The following is a 16,825-nucleotide window of genomic DNA, read 5'->3' as shown; positions in this document are numbered from 1 at the left end:
TCAGAACATGTATTCACTTCTCATTTCAGCGCTGGTCTCTGCCGCAATAGGCGGTGCCTTGATCGCCTCTCGGGCAAGCACCGGGGCGATCGTCACCCTAAGCGTAATCGGATTTTTCGCCACCTTCTTCCTCGTTGGCTTTCTGGTTCGGAGGAAGATGTCCAAGGCTCAGGACGCCCTCCAAGAGAGCATGCAGGCCGCTCAGAGGCGCATGCAGCGGAAGGTGCAGCAGTTCCAGAGCAAGCCGGGCGGAAACGTAAAGCAGATACAACGGCAGCTCGACATGGACCAGAAGGCCATGTTCCGAGAAGGACTGGAGCTCACCAAGGGGCTCGAACCGTTTCGGAACTGGTCATTGCTCACGGGCCGCCAGATTGCGACCATGCGCACGCAGTTTCACTATCAGCTCAAGGAGTACGATCAGGTTGACGAGATCCTTGCCACTTGCGGATTCTTGAGGGGTCCCATGATGATGGACCCCATGGCAGTCGCCATGCGAATGGCCCGCTGCTACAAGAACGACGACCTGGAAGGCGCCAAAAAGCTCTTCAAGCGCCGGATCAAGTGGTTTCGCGGCTCGCGCGGCACCTTGCTCTACGGCTTGATGTCGTGGATCTACGTCAAGGCAGGCGAGCCAGACGAAGCCCGTCGCCTTTTGCTAAAAGCCAAGGACGTAACCGGCGTCGAAACCTTCAAGCGGAACTGGGAGCACCTTTCCAACGATCGCGTAAAGAGCTTCTCCAATGCCGGTCTGGGAGACGAGTGGTACAGCCTCCACCTTGAAACGCCCCCTATGCCGAAGCAGCAGCGGATGCGCGGCAACGGTCGCAACATGCGCGGCTTCTAGAACGCGTATCCAGCGGGAAGCGCCGCTCCTGCAGCGCGGACGACGCAGAGGTCGTTCCTCCATTTACGCTTTGTCTGGGAGGACCGTCCGCCTCTTGTAGATCTTCCCCCAACTGGCTCCCGGTTCCCCAAGGCAAAAAGATACGCCGATCGCTTCCATCGAACTCGCGAGCCCGTTCAGCGTCCTGCAAAGCGCAAGCCGCGCCTTGCAGGCTGGAGGATTCTCAATTGATGACCTCGAGCTCGACGAGCCCGACACCATCGTCGACGAGTCCAATCTCACGCGCCGCGGCTCGCGACAGGTCGATGATTCTATTCCCTGAATGAGGGCCGCGATCGTTAACTTCCACGACTACGGATTCGCCCGTTTCCAGGTACGTCACGCGGACTTCCGTGCCGAACTCAAGCTCTGGGTGGGCGGCGGTAAGCTCCGTTCTATCATAGGGTTCGCCGCTAGCGGTCGGCTTGCCATGGAACTTGTCCGAGTAGTAGGAAGCCCGGCCTTTCATGCGATCACCATCTATGGTGAAGATTGCGATGAGCAGGAAGGCAGCAATCGCGCCGTAGAGTGTGAGTTTTTTATCTTTATGTTGCATGGCTAGACTTTCTGCTAATGCCGCGCCATCCGGGCGAACCCCAGTCTCGCCGCGGTCCGCATTGCTGCAAATAACACCCGCTCGCGATTTGCCAATGGAAGATGAATTTGGGGCAGGGTGGCTAGCCTTTCCAAATGCTGCAGCAACTGCGTCCTAGCGCCAAAACCACGCCTGTACGGCTCGCTGTTTCAGCGCTTTTAGCAAAAGCCGTCTTCTTCGCCAACGCTGGCGAGAGCTAGCAAGCGGACGACAGGCAATTCCCCATCGAATCCAGGAGCTTCTTGAAATCGACCGGCTTCCCTTGCAGGTCGTCGAAGCCGAGGGACTTCGCTTCCTTCCTGATTTCGTCGGTCAAGGAGGCGGTCACTGCAATCACTGGTTGCGTATAGCCTCTCTCCCTCAATGCCTGGAATACCTCGAATCCGCTGATTCCGGGTAGTTTCAGGTCGAGCAGGACGATATCGTACTTTTCTGCGCCGATCCGTTCCAACGCCTTTTCGCCCGTTTCTACTGTATCCACAATATAGTTGCAAATAGACAGGCCGCAACTCAGGAGCCGCCGGTTCGGTTCGATATCATCCACGTAAAGCACCCGTTTGCGCTCGCCGTCGCTCGCCAAGACCGAGCGAGAATTGACAACATCCTCGTCCGGCAGCTCTGAGGCAATCTGCCCCATCGGCATCGTGATTGTAAATTTCGTGCCTTTCCCGACCTCGCTTCGCAGCTCGATCTCGCCTTCGTGCAAGGTCACGATTCGATTCACGATAGCCAAGCCGAGCCCCGATCCAGACTCCAGTTCCGCGTCGAAAGGACTGACCTGTTCGAAGGGTTCGAAAATCCGGCCCTTCCATTCGTCAGGAATTCCACGGCCTTCGTCCCAAATCGTCATGCAAACCGCTTTTCCCTTCGCGTTAACCTCCATGCCAATCCGCTTTCCCGAGCCAGTGAATTTGATGGCGTTGCTCATGAGGTTGTGGATGACCTGGCGCAATCGCTTCCCGTCCGCTTCCACATACAGAGGCTTGTCCCCGTAGTCCGCGACCAGCGTCAGCTTCTTTTCCTCGATCGCTAACTTAAAGGTTCCCGCCGCCAGCTCCACGAGTTCGCGCAGGTCCAGGATTTGCTTGTCGAGCTGCATTTTTCCCGCCTCGATCCGCGCGAGGTCAAGGATGTCGTTGACCAATCCGAGCAAGTGCTTGCCTCCGGTGCGAATAAATCCGGCGTACTCGCGGATTTTCTCCTCATCCACCTTGCCGAGCTCGAAGTCGATCAGCTCGCTAAACCCGATCACGCTGTTCAAGGGCGAGCGAAGCTCATGGCTCATATTGGCTAGGAACTCGCTTTTGCAGGCGTTCGCCTTTTCCGCCGCTTCCTTCGCTTGAACCAGCTCATTGTGGTATTTTTCCCTGCTCAGGGTCGTTCCGATCGTTTCGCAGGCAATTTTCAGCAGGGCGAAGTCCCTTTCGCCCCACGAACGGAACTCCTTAACCGCGTCGAAGCCCACGAACCCGAGCAGGTCCTCGCCGTGAAACATGGGATAAACGATCAGCGACTTGATTGCCTGACTGTCGAGTATCTCCTTCAAGGGAGAATCCTCCATGTCCGGAATGGACGGCAGGTACACCCGGTCTCCACGCTCGAAATGATCCACCCATTCCCGCAAGTCCTCAATGCTGACGCTAGGCACTAAATCGATTTGGGGTTCCGTTCCCTCGGCGCACCATTCGAAATCGTAGTAGCTCAGACCCTCTTCGTAATTGAAAGTGAATACATAAACACGCTCCACCTGCGCGTAGCGGCCCAGTATGCCCAAGACCTCGTTGATGGTCTCGCCAAGCTGTCCCAGCTTGTTTTTGGCCAAGAGCAGCGAAACCTCGGTGGCTACCGAGTAGAACTCATTTAGTGATTCGAAATCGCCTCTATCCATCTTCCACGGGCAATAGGTTCTGCATTCGAAGCACAAACAATCAGCATTACGTATGATTGCGAGGCTAAAGGATAGCCCTATTATTCGGGCACATCGCTAGACTCGTCCCAGTGCACCGTCATACCAGTTCCTTGCACGTTTTCTATCCTGCAATCCTTCCGTAGGAAGCGACCTTGCATCGCGATCAAGCGGTCTCCAATCGCGACGCAAGATCGCTTCCCGCAAGACGTAATAAAAGCAAGGAACTTAGCTAACATCAAACCCTCGGGGAGCCCTAAGAGTCAGTCCAATAAAACACGCCCATCTCCTCTCCGTAGAGCAGCAGCTTGCTACAGACCGCAGTGCGAACCCGTTTCACAGCGCGACGCAGTTTGGAGCAAGGTCCAAGCCTACAAAAACTCGACCTATTGCACAGTACTCAAAGCACCCCGACTAAACGCGCTGCGTTTTTGTGCTCTCTATTCCGGTAGATCAGCCGCGCTGAGGCGACGCTCACTATAGGATAGCGCCTCGGCGCCACGTCCTGCCGCCTCGAAAGCCACCGACCCCTGCTCGTTTAAAAGGCCCCATCTACCTGGAGTCGCAGGAACGAATTTCCCCATTTCTCCAACGAGAGGTCGAGGGTGGCGCTTACCTGTTCGTAGGGGCCATCGGTTGCTGCCGTTGACTCGCTTAAAGCCGGATCGGTATTCGGTCCCAGTTGAGTCCATTGCTTCAGGTTCGATGACAAGAGGAAGTGGCCAGTCAAGCCAGGCATGTCGGAGCGGCGAAAATAGCGTAGTTGCGTTTTCACTTCACCGCTTTCCAGGACCTGTTGTACATCGATCGCGTCTTCGCTGTTCGTAAACTGGTTGGGATCGGTCCCCAGATAGAATTCCGCGATGGTTTTCAATCCGTCTTTGTCTGGATCCCCGATGGGGGATCCCAACGCGGCATCCTTCGCGAGGGCATCGCCAAACGCCGCTAGGAGGAAGCTTTCGTAAGGGGTCTCTCCGCCTTCAATCGAGAGCAATAGGGGTCGGGACCTGCTTTGAAAACCGTCGGATACCCAAACGTGCAGGGAGGCGGATCCGGAAAAGAACTCGGAAACCAATATCCTAAGGCTGCGTTCCGCTCCGGTCCCTTCCAGCCCGATGACAGACACCTTTTGCGGGTCCAGGGACTCAGCTTTTAGAGTCAGCTCCTCCACCGGCGTGTCGCCATCGGAAATGCTTACCTTTATCGTGTATTCTTCCCCAGGTTTCGAAAGAAGCGTTTCGAAAGGAGCAATCTGAGGGCTTTCAGGGCTGCTTTCGCCAATCAATCCGCCTGTTCCGTCGACGAAGTTCCAAGTCGCGGCAATCCGGTCCAGACCCGGACGCTGGTAGTGCATGGCCCACGCTTCGAAGGAGAACTCCACCGACTCCTGGATGGAAGCGTCGCTTCTCGCCTCACTCGGGTCGACCGTGGAGGTTTCGAGAGCGACCACGCTGGCATTGGTGAGCTCATAGCGAAGAAGGGCATCCCCTTCCTTTCCGATCGAGCGCTCGGACTCCAGGACAATCGAAGGAAACACACTCTGTTGGGCTGACGCTAAGAAAAGGTAGGGGGAGGCTGCGTCGAGGAGCTTGCCGACCTTCATTGAATCTGGGGAAGGAGCGCTGCTAGTCCGAGTCGACCCTGAAGCATCGGATCCCTTAGACCCGATGCCTGCGGAAAAGGACTGAAGCTCTATCCATCCCACGTGATCGGCATCTTGGGATTCGCCGTCGATATCGTCGATCTTGAGGTAGATTCCAGCGTGACCAGCGAATCCAAAGATTGAATACGAAAGGCTCAGCGCTGCCAAACGCAACCAGCGGATCGACAGGCCGCAATGATTTATCAGCATACTTGTAGGCATCGACTACACTCCCGCAGCGATGTCGTATTCGATTTCATGTTCGTCCCCTGCAGAGTGGTCGTCCGCTTGGACCACGTATTTGATATTAATCGTCTCGAACGATAGGCTAACTTCCTCGGACTGCTTGTCGTCCACGCTTGTCCCGCCCGTGACTTGGTAATTCGTGACGACGCAATTGCTCAAGGTGATCGTAAGGTAGGGGAAGCTCCCGCTGTCGGGGTTGGAACGAATAAAGGTTATGGTGATTTCATCAAACGACTTTCCCTGAGCAGCAGAGAGGAAAAGGTAGGGCGAGGAAGCGTCGTAATACTTTTTCAGGGTGATGGCGCTGACCTCCGCCCGGGCCCGTGTCCGTCCACTGCCATCGTCCGCAGCTTGGGCCTCCACGCCCCAGGAGATTCCATGAATGTCGATCTCGTCCTCGTGTTCCGCACGTTGAGACTCTCCAGGGATGTCCGGTATCTTAAGGTAACCCGTCAACGCTGCATGGCTCGCAGGGACGAAAGCGGCTACTGCCAGTAGGAACGTGGCCAATAGCCCACGTTTGGAAAGAAGGGGAAACAGGGTCGCTAAAATCATACGTAACGCTAGCGGCCTTAACTTCGGCTGTAAAGCCTTCGCAGATTATGTGGGCTAATTATGGTACGTAGATGGACTTATGAAAGAAGGATACGGTTGCTCTAAGGGACCTGGCCCTTGCCGTACTGGGGCAACCCCTAGGGGAGGGGCTTAAGAACAAGTCAGTGAGAAACAGGTGGGTGTAGTTGTTGTCTGACTACGTAATGACGTTTCATTCGCCGCGGGTCTTCGCACTGTTGCCGCTCAAAAGTTGAGTCCTTAACTTCTCTTGCTCACCTACAATGTCATCGAAGCTCAATAGAAGGGATTGGATTTCGTCGTATGCTTCCTCGCCGTAGGTGTAAGTGCCGTCGTCAAAGACTGCCCGGTGCTCCCAGTTTTCGTTGATAACCAGGAAGATCTTCTTCAATCCATCGATTAGTTCGAGTTCGTATTCATTGATGCCCAACACTAATCGCTTTTGTTTCTGGATCGTTGTTTCAAAACCTTCGTAGATCGATCCCGCTACCCGCTCGCTTAAACCGGATTTGGCGAGATGATCTTCGAAGTCGGTCTCGATTGTGTCGTAGTCATCAATAATGTTGATTACGCTATTGGTCAGAGTGTTTAAGATTTTGATCCGTTCCTCAATGTCTTCTTGGCTTTCTACAGTAGTGTAATCAGATTTTGGTGACTCGGTGAACTCGGCCATCTGCAGGGCGTAGTCACGAGCTCTTAGAATGATGGGTTTCATGAATTCGTTCGTAACTTCAGACGAACGACGTTGAGAAGGTGAAAGACTCTCGCTTGTACTGTCGAGTAGACCTGCGAGCTCTTCTTGGATGCGTACGATTTCACGAGGTTCGTCAGTATCCAGCAGTTGCAGTTTCAACTTTTGAATTTCTGTGCTGGTTTTCTCAAGCGCTTCTTGGTCCGAGCGCTGGTCAATGGCTTCCCCAATTCTAGGGAGCGAGATGAAAAGTGTTAAACCCCAAACGGTCAGTAAAACGATCGATTGTGCCCTGGAATTCCTCATACTCTTTGAGATCGCGATCAAGGCCATGACTATCGCAGGGAAAAAGACCACGGCCCCTATTACATATCCTATTTGGTAGTCAGGTCTAGAACTTGGTGCTGTAGCAATTGCCACTGCTAGCCGCAACGTTCCGACGATAACCAGTGCAACAAGGAGTTTCGTAGAGACTTTCGATTTATCCTCCTTGGGAGTTGTTTCGTTCGCTTCAAGGTTCGGTTCGCTCATTGGCTAATTGTTGTTTAGTTTGATTTCCATCCACGCTTGGTCAGGAGTTCGCGAATGAGCTCCTGGATTTCCTCTTCGTCGCTTTCGTAGTTCTCCAAAAGTTCTCGAGTTTTGGGATGGGCGTGGGTGCCGATGACTTCGAGGGTAGTATATTCCAGGAGTTCGTCTTCCATTTCAAGGAGCCGAAGGAGGAAGGATGGATCGGACTTTCTCCTTTTGTCACCAAAGGCCGAGATCGCATCCTGGAGAGCATTGGTGTCGCAAGAGCTAGCAATGATCTGCTTGGCTTTTGGTATGCTCATCGGCTGTGGTTCATTGATAGCTTCCCACTCTTTCCGTGCTTTGGCGCTATTGGGTTCCCCAATCGACCCACACGCAGGGCAGTAGCATGGTGTTGTCCTTTTCGCGTTAGGAGAGTAGCGCCAGCCGATAGGGCGGGACTGGTTGCGAATGCGAACGACTTCCTTAGGGGAAACTTTTCTCTCAAGGTAGAACTCGTATCCCATGGGGTCCTCCAGTTTCAAGAACTCGCCGATGGCTTCGGAGATGGGAAGATGTCTGTGTTCTAAGGCGTATTTGCCAGCCCATACCATTTGATCATCGGGTAAGCGAAAGTGCACGGCCGCGTAATTCTTCACGCCCTGTCTTTTCAGCTCGCGGCCCCGTTGATAGGATACCCTGAAGTTGGAACTGATTCGCATGAAGCAGACGAAGCGACTGTGCTTTCCAAGTCTGATCTCTGAATGTGGAATCGAAGCAGCGTTCTTTTCATCTATTATGCGAACTAGGATGGCACCCTTTTTTGGGTAAAGGTCTTGGAGACGGCTGTTTCCCAATATTGTTGTTCGATTTAATCTTTGGCGATCAATCCAGCCAGAAGAGCAGCTTTTTCCAGAAGGGCTTTGGCCCAGAAGACGATTTCGGCGTCTGATCAGAACCAGCATGAGAGAGCTCATTCGCTTTATTGATTGGAACTAACGGAGCAGGGATCTTTGGCTTAGCTTCAGGCTTTGCGCGGCGCTTGTGTTTTTGAACCATTCGAATCGCTTTTACCCTAGCTTGTAGCAGCTGGCCTTTTTCAGGCCTAACCATGGCGACAAAGTCCGCATAGCCTTGGATTGAGTTCAGCAAGTTTACGCTGTTGCCTTGCCAGGACTTACCTTCGATTCCGCTCTTTTCTATTTGATGAAGCAAGGCTCTAAACCTGCGCAGAGTATTACGATTGATACTGAGCGTTTCGTTTACTACCAATCCTGTGACTTCCTGGCGACGGCCCTTGCGCATTACGCGGAATTTGTCGGGGTGGAAGTTGAACCCTTCTTCCTCGATGATCTTTCGTACCTGCCAGATCAGTCTACAAATATCGGATACGGCTTCGCCTGAGGCAGACAGGGTGATGTCGTCAGCATAGCGAGTGTAGTTAAAGCCGAGCTTATCGGTTGCCCCTTTGATACGGCAGTCCAGCCGATAGCAGATCAGGTTGGTGATGGCTGGGCTAGTAGGAGCTCCTTGCGGCAGGTGGCGTTCACCCTGGTGGATGAACCAGCTTTCTCCGTCGAGCTTAGCTTGTTGCACTTCAGGTTCGGTGCAGAGCAGCGAGAAAATCGTAGAAATCTGATTGGAGTAACCGAGCGCGTTGAAGAGTCCTTGTACGCGTGATTGGCTTACCGTGGGGAAGAAGTCCTTGAGATCAATGTTAACGACAACGTCTTGTCCAACGTGTGGTGCGGCGTTCGTTTTGATCGATCGATCAGGCACGAATCCGTGAACGCACTCGTGCACGGGAATCTTGTATAGGATGCTGTGCAGAATCCAGTACTGAAGACGCTTGAGTCGAGGCATGGGCGCTGAAATCAACCGCTGCCCGCCGGATTTCTTCTTCATGAAGAATCGCTTGTAGTGGGAAACCTTGGACACCTTCCGGTTGTAGGCGAGGAACTTGAGCTCGCCTATGGGAACCTCCATGGAGGCCGCGAGGGCCTTGGCATTCACAAAGTTTGGAAGTTGGCGCTCGGCGAGCAGATCAGGACGTGGCTCCTTTTTGTTGAGCTGAGTGGATACGTCTTCGCCGAGATAGAGGATATCTTCCTCTTTGAGTTTTTTCCAGCGTTCGGCTTTCTCTATTCGTTCCCGCTCACGGCGTAGCTTGGTTTCCTTTTGGCGTTCTCGGGATTCAGCCATCCGCTTCTTTCGAATGTCGGCCAACAGGGTATCGCGATTGTTCATCCGCTCCTGCTTTCCGCGAAGCTCTCTCAGCTCCTTCGTTAGCCGGTCGTATTCCTTGAGCCAATCGTCAGCGACTTTAGGTTCCGGCGCGTTCGGGTTCCAGAAGCCGAGACGTTCCATCTCCGAACGGATGACCTCGTTTTTCGAGCTTTCTCGGATGCGCTCGTATAGCTCTTGGCGCGTGGCGGGTTGTGATTGATTCATTGGGATCGGCTTGTTGTTCCGGAATCATCACGGATGTCTTTCCAAATCGGGACGAACGAAGGCGCCTGACTTTCGCGTACTCTTATGACTGGTGCGGTCAACTCAAGCGAACACGCATAGGTGTGTCTGTTTAGACCCGCAGGGTCGGCACTGTAAACGACACACCTATGCGTGTTCGCACAGTGACGACCGTTCCAGTGAAGCGATGCTAGGCTGTGTGCATGAACGGCGATACGCCGCTCGGGTTGCAAAGCCAGGATCGCCTTCGTCGTCCCTCTTTTAAAATGATTTTTGGAAAGAGCAGTGATGGGAATAAAGATGGGTTGTAGAGGTTTGGCTAGGAAAATTTGGCGTAGTAGAAAATTAATTACTGCTTTCGCTGGTCGGCGATGCGGATAGCGATCATGTGTTCACACGGTCCTTTCCTTAGCCCGTTCTGTTGGGCGAAGTTACAGGTGCAGCTACCGGAAATAATGCGTTCGTCGGAATCGATAACCAGCTGCGGTTTGTGCTTTCGGTTATTGAATACAGTCTGCCCACTCATGTGCCGTTTTCCTTCGCGTTCCGTAACGGTTACGGTGGTTTTGCCAGTAGCGACGAGTTGATATGCCCGTTCTTCCCGCTCGTTGGAGAAGCGCAGCGTCGAAAGCGGCAGTGGGTCTTTTGCCAGCTCGCGAACGCGGTAGGTTCCGGTCGTTAGGTCAAGAATCACTCGGCCCGCTTGGGTGAGAATCGACAGTGCGCCTAAGACAGTCTCGCGATCGAGATTCGCGCGGCGGGCGAGTGTATCGGCTTCTTCGAACCAAGTTTCCCGTAGACGATCGTAAACGAGCTGTACTGTGCTTGGGTCGACTTCCGCTCGCGGGGCCATCAGGTCGAAATTTCCAAGCTTCGACCAATCGTTTGCCGTCCAGCCAGATAAGCCGAGCGTGAAGGTCATGTTCCCCATATCCGCTTCGTAGAATGAAGGCATGCCCTTGCCAAGCAGGGTGACACGAAAACGTTTGGTAATTGGGAGGAGGCGCTGAAGAATCAGCAGACGACGGCGGCCCCAGATGCGAATTTCGTCTTCGTGCTCGCCCTTGAAGATTGAACGCGGGCACTTGATCACGTAATTCCATGGGTCGACACTGACCCGGATCGGCTCTCCTGGTTTTAGAATAAATCGGAGCGACCGCGGCCCAACCTTCTCTTTGTTGCGGATAAGCAGGGCGCAGATGTTGTGCATATCCATGGGATGCAAGTCGAACTGAGTCGCCGGCAAGGTCATGGCCGAACTCACCTGAAGAAAGCCGCGCACCCAGCTGTCAGGAAGGTCGATTTTCATTTCCTTGAAGTCTTCCTCCTTTTCGGTGCTGATTTCGAAACCGCTCGGATCGATCTTGAAGTCGGTTTCCTTGTAGCTGCGAATCTTCTGAAACTCCTGATAGAGGGCGTCCGAGTAATCTATGTTAGTCGTGCCGCAAGCGAAACTGTCTATATTCTTGAACACATCATAGCTAATCGAGAGCTTTCCGTAGCTGGATTCGTCTTGGCTAAAGCACTCGAAAAACAGTTGGTCAGGGTGCACGGTGATCACTGGGTCGAGCACGAACCACCAGTCACGGTTCACCTTGTAGAGGTAATTGAAATATCGGCGTTGGGCTTTGTAGAACGGACTTAGGATGGCAGTCCGCTCAGTATTCATCGCATTGATACGTGCCTGAATTGCATCGATCTTCTTCTCCGCCTCCTTGCCTTCTGCCAAGGCTTGGGCAATCCAAATGTCCTCTTGGCTCTTGGCCCAACGCTTGTACTCTTCCTTGTCCTCCGGTTTCCAATTTAGATCGGAGACCACCACGTCGTGAAGCGTTGATATCGCTTCGCGAAAAGGGAGACTTTTATCAAGAGTTCCGACGAAGAAGGTTGGTTCGCGGTGGGTATCGGGAGCAAAGGAAAGCCCGGTCTTGGAGCCTGAGTTATTAACGCTAGAGCTACCGTGGTACTTGTATTCGAAGTTCATTACGTGCGAGTCCCTCCAGCTGACAGGGCTTCGACTTGCAGTTCACTTTGCAGGTTCGGGTACACAGTGGAAAGTTTGGCCATTAGTTGAATGCACTCTGTCTTGTCGCGCAGAGTGGAGGTTAGCGATTGACGTTCGAGAAGGCCAAGGGCGAGTTTTGCGGCGGATTCCGACTTTAAAGATTCATTTTCGAGGAATCGGTAGATGCGTCTTTTGGCTACCCGACCTTTGTTGATCAAAGAAAGCACACTCGTGAATAGGGGCTGTAGGGTTTGCAACATCTCAGGGTTTCCGGAGGCGTGCTTTTCGATGTAGTTAACGGCGAAGATCTGCATGTCGGCTGATGGATGTTCGCAGAGGCATTTCAAGTACTCCGGGCCGTCTTCTTTTTTGAAGTTTCGAGTAATCATCTCGCGTCCGTAGGCTTGAATGGGTTCTCGGATGCTGTCGCAAAGGCTGACCAGCAACTCCGGCGTCCATTCGTCCTCGGTCACGTTCTCTTTGAAAAACTCGATAGCGAAAGCCCGGGTGTCGTCCCAATCCGAATCGACGATGCTCAGCATCGTATCCAGATCTGCCTTTACTCGACCCACGTTTTGAGCGAACCAACGCTGAGCCGCTTCTCTGACTGTTAAGAGCTCGCAATTGGCGAGTTTGGCCAACTGGGAGTTGCTGAGCTTGTCAAGGTCGACGAAGCGGCTGAGGAGCTCCCAGCCGAGCTCTTGGCCGGCCCTGTGCTTGGACTCCAGCATGCGCAACGAGTACTCGATAGGGATTGTTTTTAGAAAGCCCTCCAATGGGCCTCGCAAAATGTTGAGCAAATCCTCGTGCATGCCTTCCCGCCGCTCCTTGCGTAGCAGCAGCGGGTAGTAGCTCTGGGTTAGCGCTTCGCCAAACGCTGGAGATTGTTCCGCCAATTTGGCTACGATCGAACGAACGGCAGCCCGGATTTCCGGATGTTCGGAAAGGCAGAAACTCGCCACAATATCTTGGCGTTTCATCAGCTCTTCGTCCGAGAACCGGTTGAAGAGCTCCACTGCCAAACGTCGTGCCTCTGGGTGTGGAGAGTTCAATGCCTTTTCGAGAAGGCCCGCTGGATAGGCGTCTGGAACGATGCTATGGATCGAGAGGATGCGCCCCGCTAGGATATGCAAGTCTGGGGATAAGTGGGAAAGCAGGTCCTCGATCACGCTGAGGTGCACTGTTGCGAGACGTTCCTGGCAAACGGCTAAAAGGGTGTCACCGACGCTACGGACAATTTCGTTCACGCTTTGCCCTTGGCTGTCAATGGTCAGCAACGCTGCGAGCACGCGCGTGATCACGATGTCCCAGTCGTCGCCAGAGAGTGGATACTTTTCTAAAAGGGCCTTGGCCTGATCGCGAACTGTCGCGTTCGATGCGGTAATGATGCCGCTGGCAAAGCGGCTGTCCTTGAGGAACTTTTCAGGAAGCTCGTTCACCCACTTGAAAGCAAGTTCCTGAGCGGGGCCAAAGGAGCTATTGACGAGGGCCAGCGCAAGTTCGCTCTCCACCGATTCGGCTGTAAACTTCTTTTCGATGATCTGAAAGGAAAGTTCCTGCGTGGAGGCGTAGCTGCTCTTCAACCAGTTGAGCAGATCCCGAGTCTCGACCTTTCGGCAGAAGGCATCCTCGTTTGCGAGGAAAACGTTTCGAGCGAATCGATGCACACGCTCCGACTTCGCTTCACAAAGCAGCTCTATTACTCGCGCCGGAGCTCTGTTCCAAAGTTCTGGATACGCTTCTCCTCGCTCCTTTTCGAATTCCTCGCCATCGCTAAAGCCTGGTTTGACGCGCCATTTCAAGCCACCCTGCAAAGCTTCGTACTTACGACTGTTTGAGTAGAGGAGGTAGTTGAAGGCGCAGAGGCGGGCATTGCCGTCATATTGAAAGGTGACGGTGACTGGATTTCGCCAGCCGGCGCTGTAGTCGACATGGGAATGCGTACTCGCTTCGCCAAAGTCATAGGCGTCATCGAAGCGCTTGAGGAAGCTCGTGGCGCTGCTTACGAAACTTTCAGCCAGTGCGGCTTCGCCTAGACGGCGGAAGTAGCGGGCCACACGAATAAGCAGGTAGTTCCGCGTCTTGTTCGAGAAGGCGAGTTTAGAGTTCGGAGATGTGAGCTCTCTTTTACCCGACTTGTAGAACTGTCCCTTGTGGTAAACGTAGTCGCCCCATTCAGGCATGCTGAAGCAGTGGGGAACCGTTTCGAAGCGATAGGCTAGCAAAGCGTAGAAGTCCGCGTCGTCGCGTAGCTCGGCCGCCTTGAAGATCCAGCGGATCGGCTTGAAGTAACCTGCTTCCAGCTTGCATTGCGACAGATGGAGGAGGAGGGCTTTTCTCAGTTTCGAATTTTCGAAACTAATGAGATAGAGGTGGAAAAGGAATAGGTAGGGCGGTTCGGCGCGCTCGCCCACGCCAGCAAAAGCAAGAGCCATCTCTTCGGGAGTATCCATAGCGAGGGCGTTGCGGAGATCGGCGTTGAACGCCCCTTCGAGCTCGGAACGAAGAGCTGTTTTCTTTTCTACGGAAGCCGCTTCCAGCAAACCTATGGTGGCTAGCCGAGATATTGGAGCCTCTGGAAAGGCCTCTTTAGACCGCAAGCTTTCAAAAAGCGAAACGGCATCTGGCGACTGCAGCCGAGCCAATGCCCAGACGACCGAATAGTCCTGCAAGTCAATTCCGCGAATTCCGATTTTGAGCAAATCGGAAACCGCTTCAGCGAGCCGGAGCTCTCCAGCTCGCCAGACGATACGTGAGAGTTTCCAGGTGCTGGGTAGCGGCTTGCCTTGCGCAGCGCTGCGCAAATAGTCCAGCACCCGTTGAGTCCGGAGCGAATCGGCCTTCGTATCGCGAGGGGAATCGAGCTCGTCGACACTCTCGTCGACAGATTGTTCTGTCGCCTGCGCCTCCTCATTTTTCATGTTCGGAATTTCGGATACATATCCCTTGCGTCGGTACTGCGCTACAAGGTTGCCGTAGATCTCGCGAGCTCGGGCTTGGTCCACTGGAAACACAGTGGCGGTATTTTCTCGGTAGACAGTATCGAGTCTACCTTGACGGTAGTTGACGACGTATTCGCCGTCGCCGCAGTCGCAAAGGTCAACTTGGTACAGCTCGATTTTCGAGTAAATGCGGAGGTAAAGGGTCGTTTGCTCCAGGAGTTTCACAGTTTGGATCGGAGTTGGAAAATCAAAGGAATGTTGTTCGGAAAACGATGCATAGGAAAGTGTCCAGACCGGGCATCTTACTTCCCCTTCAGCCGTACCGAGAAGATGGTTCCGGTGCCGTTTTTCTGCTTCTTGGTTTCGAAGCTGTCGATGGCGGCGAAGAGTTCGCTGAGCTTGGAGAAACCGTAGTTGCGGGAGTCGAAGGAGCCTTGGTTTTGGATGTGGTTGCCCACGGGGCCGAGACGAGCCCAGCCGTCGTCATCCGAACTGGCGTTCACGGCGTTGCGCAGCAAGTTCATGAGCTTGGTATCCCCCTTGAGCTTCTGGGTGGAGCTGGTCTTGTCGCGTTGCTTCACCTTGGCCTTCTTTTCGTCGTCGAGGTAGAGGAAGCGGGTGCAGCTGGCCACGAAGGGGTCGGGAGTCTTGGCGTCGCCGAAGCCGATGACTTGCTTGCCGTCGGCTCTCAGGCGCAGGACGAGCGGGGTGAAATCGCAATCGGAGGAGACGAGACAGAAGGTTTCGACGTTCTTGGTGTAGAGAATGTCCATGGCTTCGATGAGCAGGGCCATGTCGGATGCGTTCTTGCCCTTCACGATATCGAAGTGCTGGATGGGTTGGATCGCGTACTCGTGCAGCACCTTTTCCCAGCCGGCGAGCGTGGGCTTCTTCCAGTTTCCGTAAGCCCGGCGGATGCTGACGCTGCCGTAGCTGGCCAGTTCGGCGATGATGAAGTTGATCTTAGCGGCCGGCGCATTGTCGGCATCGATGAGCAGGGCTATGTTATCGCTTGCTTTTTCTATCATAGACAATTTTCAGGTCCCCGCTTCCTTTTCGGAGGGAAGCGGCTGGGAATCTTCTTGGTTCAAGGGAGCCAGTCGCGAATCCGTATGTTTCTGACGGATACGCTCATGGAGAGCATGGTTTTCGATTTCTGCTTGAGTGAGCGTCCAGGAGTCTCGGATACGATTCAACCACTGGTAAATCTCATGAGGAACGGCTCCCTCGTGAATGGTGCCAATTTCGTCGCGGCCTTCGTTTTCGCTCACCGTCCACGTTATTTCGTGCTCTTCAGAGAGAGCCTGCAGCAGTCCGATAATACGCTCCGCATCGATGAAGCACATGAGGGCGTTTTCCTGGAGCGGAATCTCTCGGCCGATAATGTGGATCTCGTCCTGGTCGACGGGATCGGGGCGAAAGAGCCGGGATTGCCCGGTCAGGCGGTCGGGATCGCTGATACGGTCGAACAGCCAAAGCGGCTCGTTCCACCATTCGAAAGCGCCTGCCATCTGGGCGGCTTGCTCGTAGATCTCGCTGCGGTAGTCGGCCTCGAACTTGTCGATCGAAACGTAGCTGAGGGAATCAGGGATGGAAACGGCCGGCTGACGAGGCAGCGCGTGTCTTACCTGGCGAGAGGTCGACTGTTCAACAGGGTTCGTGATTCCGGCAGGCAATAGGTCGCGTATGGCTCCCCAACGCCCGTGCTCGATCTCCGCCTTCAGCGTCTTGCCTCCGATCTTGAAGATGATAAACTGGCTGTTGCCGGCCTCCTTGAATGTGACGGACTGCAATTCGCTCATGTGCCAGCGTCGCTCACTCCCGAAAGACTTGGTGCGGATTTCCGTATCGGTCACGGTGATACGACTGGGACAGACGAAGGAAGCGTAGAGGAAGGTGAAAGGGAAGAACGGAATGGTAAACGCTAGAATACCGAAGGGCGGACCGAGGGCATTCATGAACTTTAAAACGTCGTCGAACGCGGTGTGGTCTGGCGCCTGATAGAGGAAGCTCGAAACCTCGTCCCGCGGTGCCTCGCCATAGAGAAGCCAAAATACGCAGTAGACTCCAATCCCTCCAATCACTGCGTACGAACCTGCCAGAATAAGGCGGGAGGAAATAGGCGAGGAGAGGCGGACCATGAAATGCGGGAGGTAGGATCTGGAAAAGGACGAAGCGATGAATACTTACCCAAGATTTCCAGAGCAAGATCTTTAACAGGAAATACGTAGACGAAGAGGCTCGGCGAGCAGCGAGGAACGATGCTTATCAAGGGACTAGGACTCTCGGTTCGTTTCGGGAGCCGCCCAAGCGTTGCTGCCAATCAAAGCATCAACCTTAGCGTCCGAGAGGCTAGCTTC

General features: G+C 54.0%; 12 protein-coding genes. 1 reads left to right on the top strand and 11 read right to left on the bottom strand.

The genetic code is table 11. From position 1 onward, the window contains the following. The first annotated feature begins 7 nt into the window (after positions 1–7). Positions 8–847, top strand: coding sequence for a hypothetical protein (locus IEN85_RS22635; RefSeq protein WP_191619394.1), 840 nt, complete (start codon positions 8–10; stop codon positions 845–847). A 223-nt stretch (positions 848–1,070) separates the two neighbouring features. On the opposite strand, the gene IEN85_RS22630 is transcribed toward IEN85_RS22635, so the two are convergent. The 11 genes from IEN85_RS22630 to IEN85_RS22580 all read right to left on the bottom strand — a co-directional run bounded on the left by IEN85_RS22630 (position 1,071) and on the right by IEN85_RS22580 (position 16,606). Next, positions 1,071–1,442 (bottom strand): septal ring lytic transglycosylase RlpA family protein, encoded by a 372-nt coding sequence (locus IEN85_RS22630; protein ID WP_191619393.1) that lies wholly within the window; start codon positions 1,440–1,442, stop codon positions 1,071–1,073. 235 nt (positions 1,443–1,677) lie between these two features. Then, positions 1,678–3,369 carry a hybrid sensor histidine kinase/response regulator gene (locus IEN85_RS22625; protein WP_191619392.1) on the bottom strand — a complete coding sequence of 564 codons (1,692 nt, stop codon included), beginning with the start codon at positions 3,367–3,369 and terminating at the stop codon, positions 1,678–1,680. 556 nt (positions 3,370–3,925) lie between these two features. Further along, positions 3,926–5,239 (bottom strand): Hcp family type VI secretion system effector, encoded by a 1,314-nt coding sequence (locus IEN85_RS22620; RefSeq protein ID WP_191619391.1) that lies wholly within the window; start codon positions 5,237–5,239, stop codon positions 3,926–3,928. Positions 5,240–5,254: 15 nt separating this feature from the next. Then, complete coding sequence (locus IEN85_RS22615) at positions 5,255–5,785, bottom strand: Hcp family type VI secretion system effector (RefSeq protein WP_224772875.1); 531 nt, start codon at positions 5,783–5,785, stop codon at positions 5,255–5,257. Between the two features lie 256 nt (positions 5,786–6,041). Beyond that, a complete protein-coding gene (locus tag IEN85_RS22610) occupies positions 6,042–7,070 on the bottom strand; it encodes a hypothetical protein (RefSeq protein ID WP_191619389.1) in 1,029 nt (342 codons plus the stop codon). 14 nt (positions 7,071–7,084) lie between these two features. After that, positions 7,085–7,906 (bottom strand): hypothetical protein, encoded by an 822-nt coding sequence (locus tag IEN85_RS22605; protein ID WP_224772873.1) that lies wholly within the window; start codon positions 7,904–7,906, stop codon positions 7,085–7,087. Between the two features lie 28 nt (positions 7,907–7,934). Then, entirely contained in the window at positions 7,935–9,500 is a 1,566-nt protein-coding gene (locus tag IEN85_RS22600; protein WP_191619387.1) for a reverse transcriptase family protein, read from the bottom strand. Positions 9,501–9,867: 367 nt separating this feature from the next. Further along, positions 9,868–11,502, bottom strand: coding sequence for an SWIM zinc finger family protein (locus IEN85_RS22595; RefSeq protein ID WP_191619386.1), 1,635 nt, complete (start codon positions 11,500–11,502; stop codon positions 9,868–9,870). Next, positions 11,502–14,690 (bottom strand): hypothetical protein, encoded by a 3,189-nt coding sequence (locus IEN85_RS22590; protein WP_191619385.1) that lies wholly within the window; start codon positions 14,688–14,690, stop codon positions 11,502–11,504. Before IEN85_RS22590 ends, IEN85_RS22595 begins: the two co-directional genes overlap by 1 nt. 77 nt (positions 14,691–14,767) lie before the next feature. Continuing rightward, on the bottom strand, positions 14,768–15,493 hold the full coding sequence (locus tag IEN85_RS22585) for an NYN domain-containing protein (RefSeq protein WP_191619384.1): 726 nt from the start codon (positions 15,491–15,493) through the stop codon (positions 14,768–14,770). Positions 15,494–15,502: 9 nt separating this feature from the next. Next, complete coding sequence (locus IEN85_RS22580) at positions 15,503–16,606, bottom strand: hypothetical protein (protein ID WP_191619383.1); 1,104 nt, start codon at positions 16,604–16,606, stop codon at positions 15,503–15,505. Between the last annotated feature and the right edge of the window lie 219 nt (positions 16,607–16,825).

The organism is Pelagicoccus enzymogenes (assembly GCF_014803405.1).
In the GTDB taxonomy this organism is placed as follows: domain Bacteria; phylum Verrucomicrobiota; class Verrucomicrobiia; order Opitutales; family Opitutaceae; genus Pelagicoccus; species Pelagicoccus enzymogenes.
The sequence above is the reverse complement of the archived record's forward strand: the minus strand, read 5'-3'. Positions and strand labels throughout refer to the sequence as shown.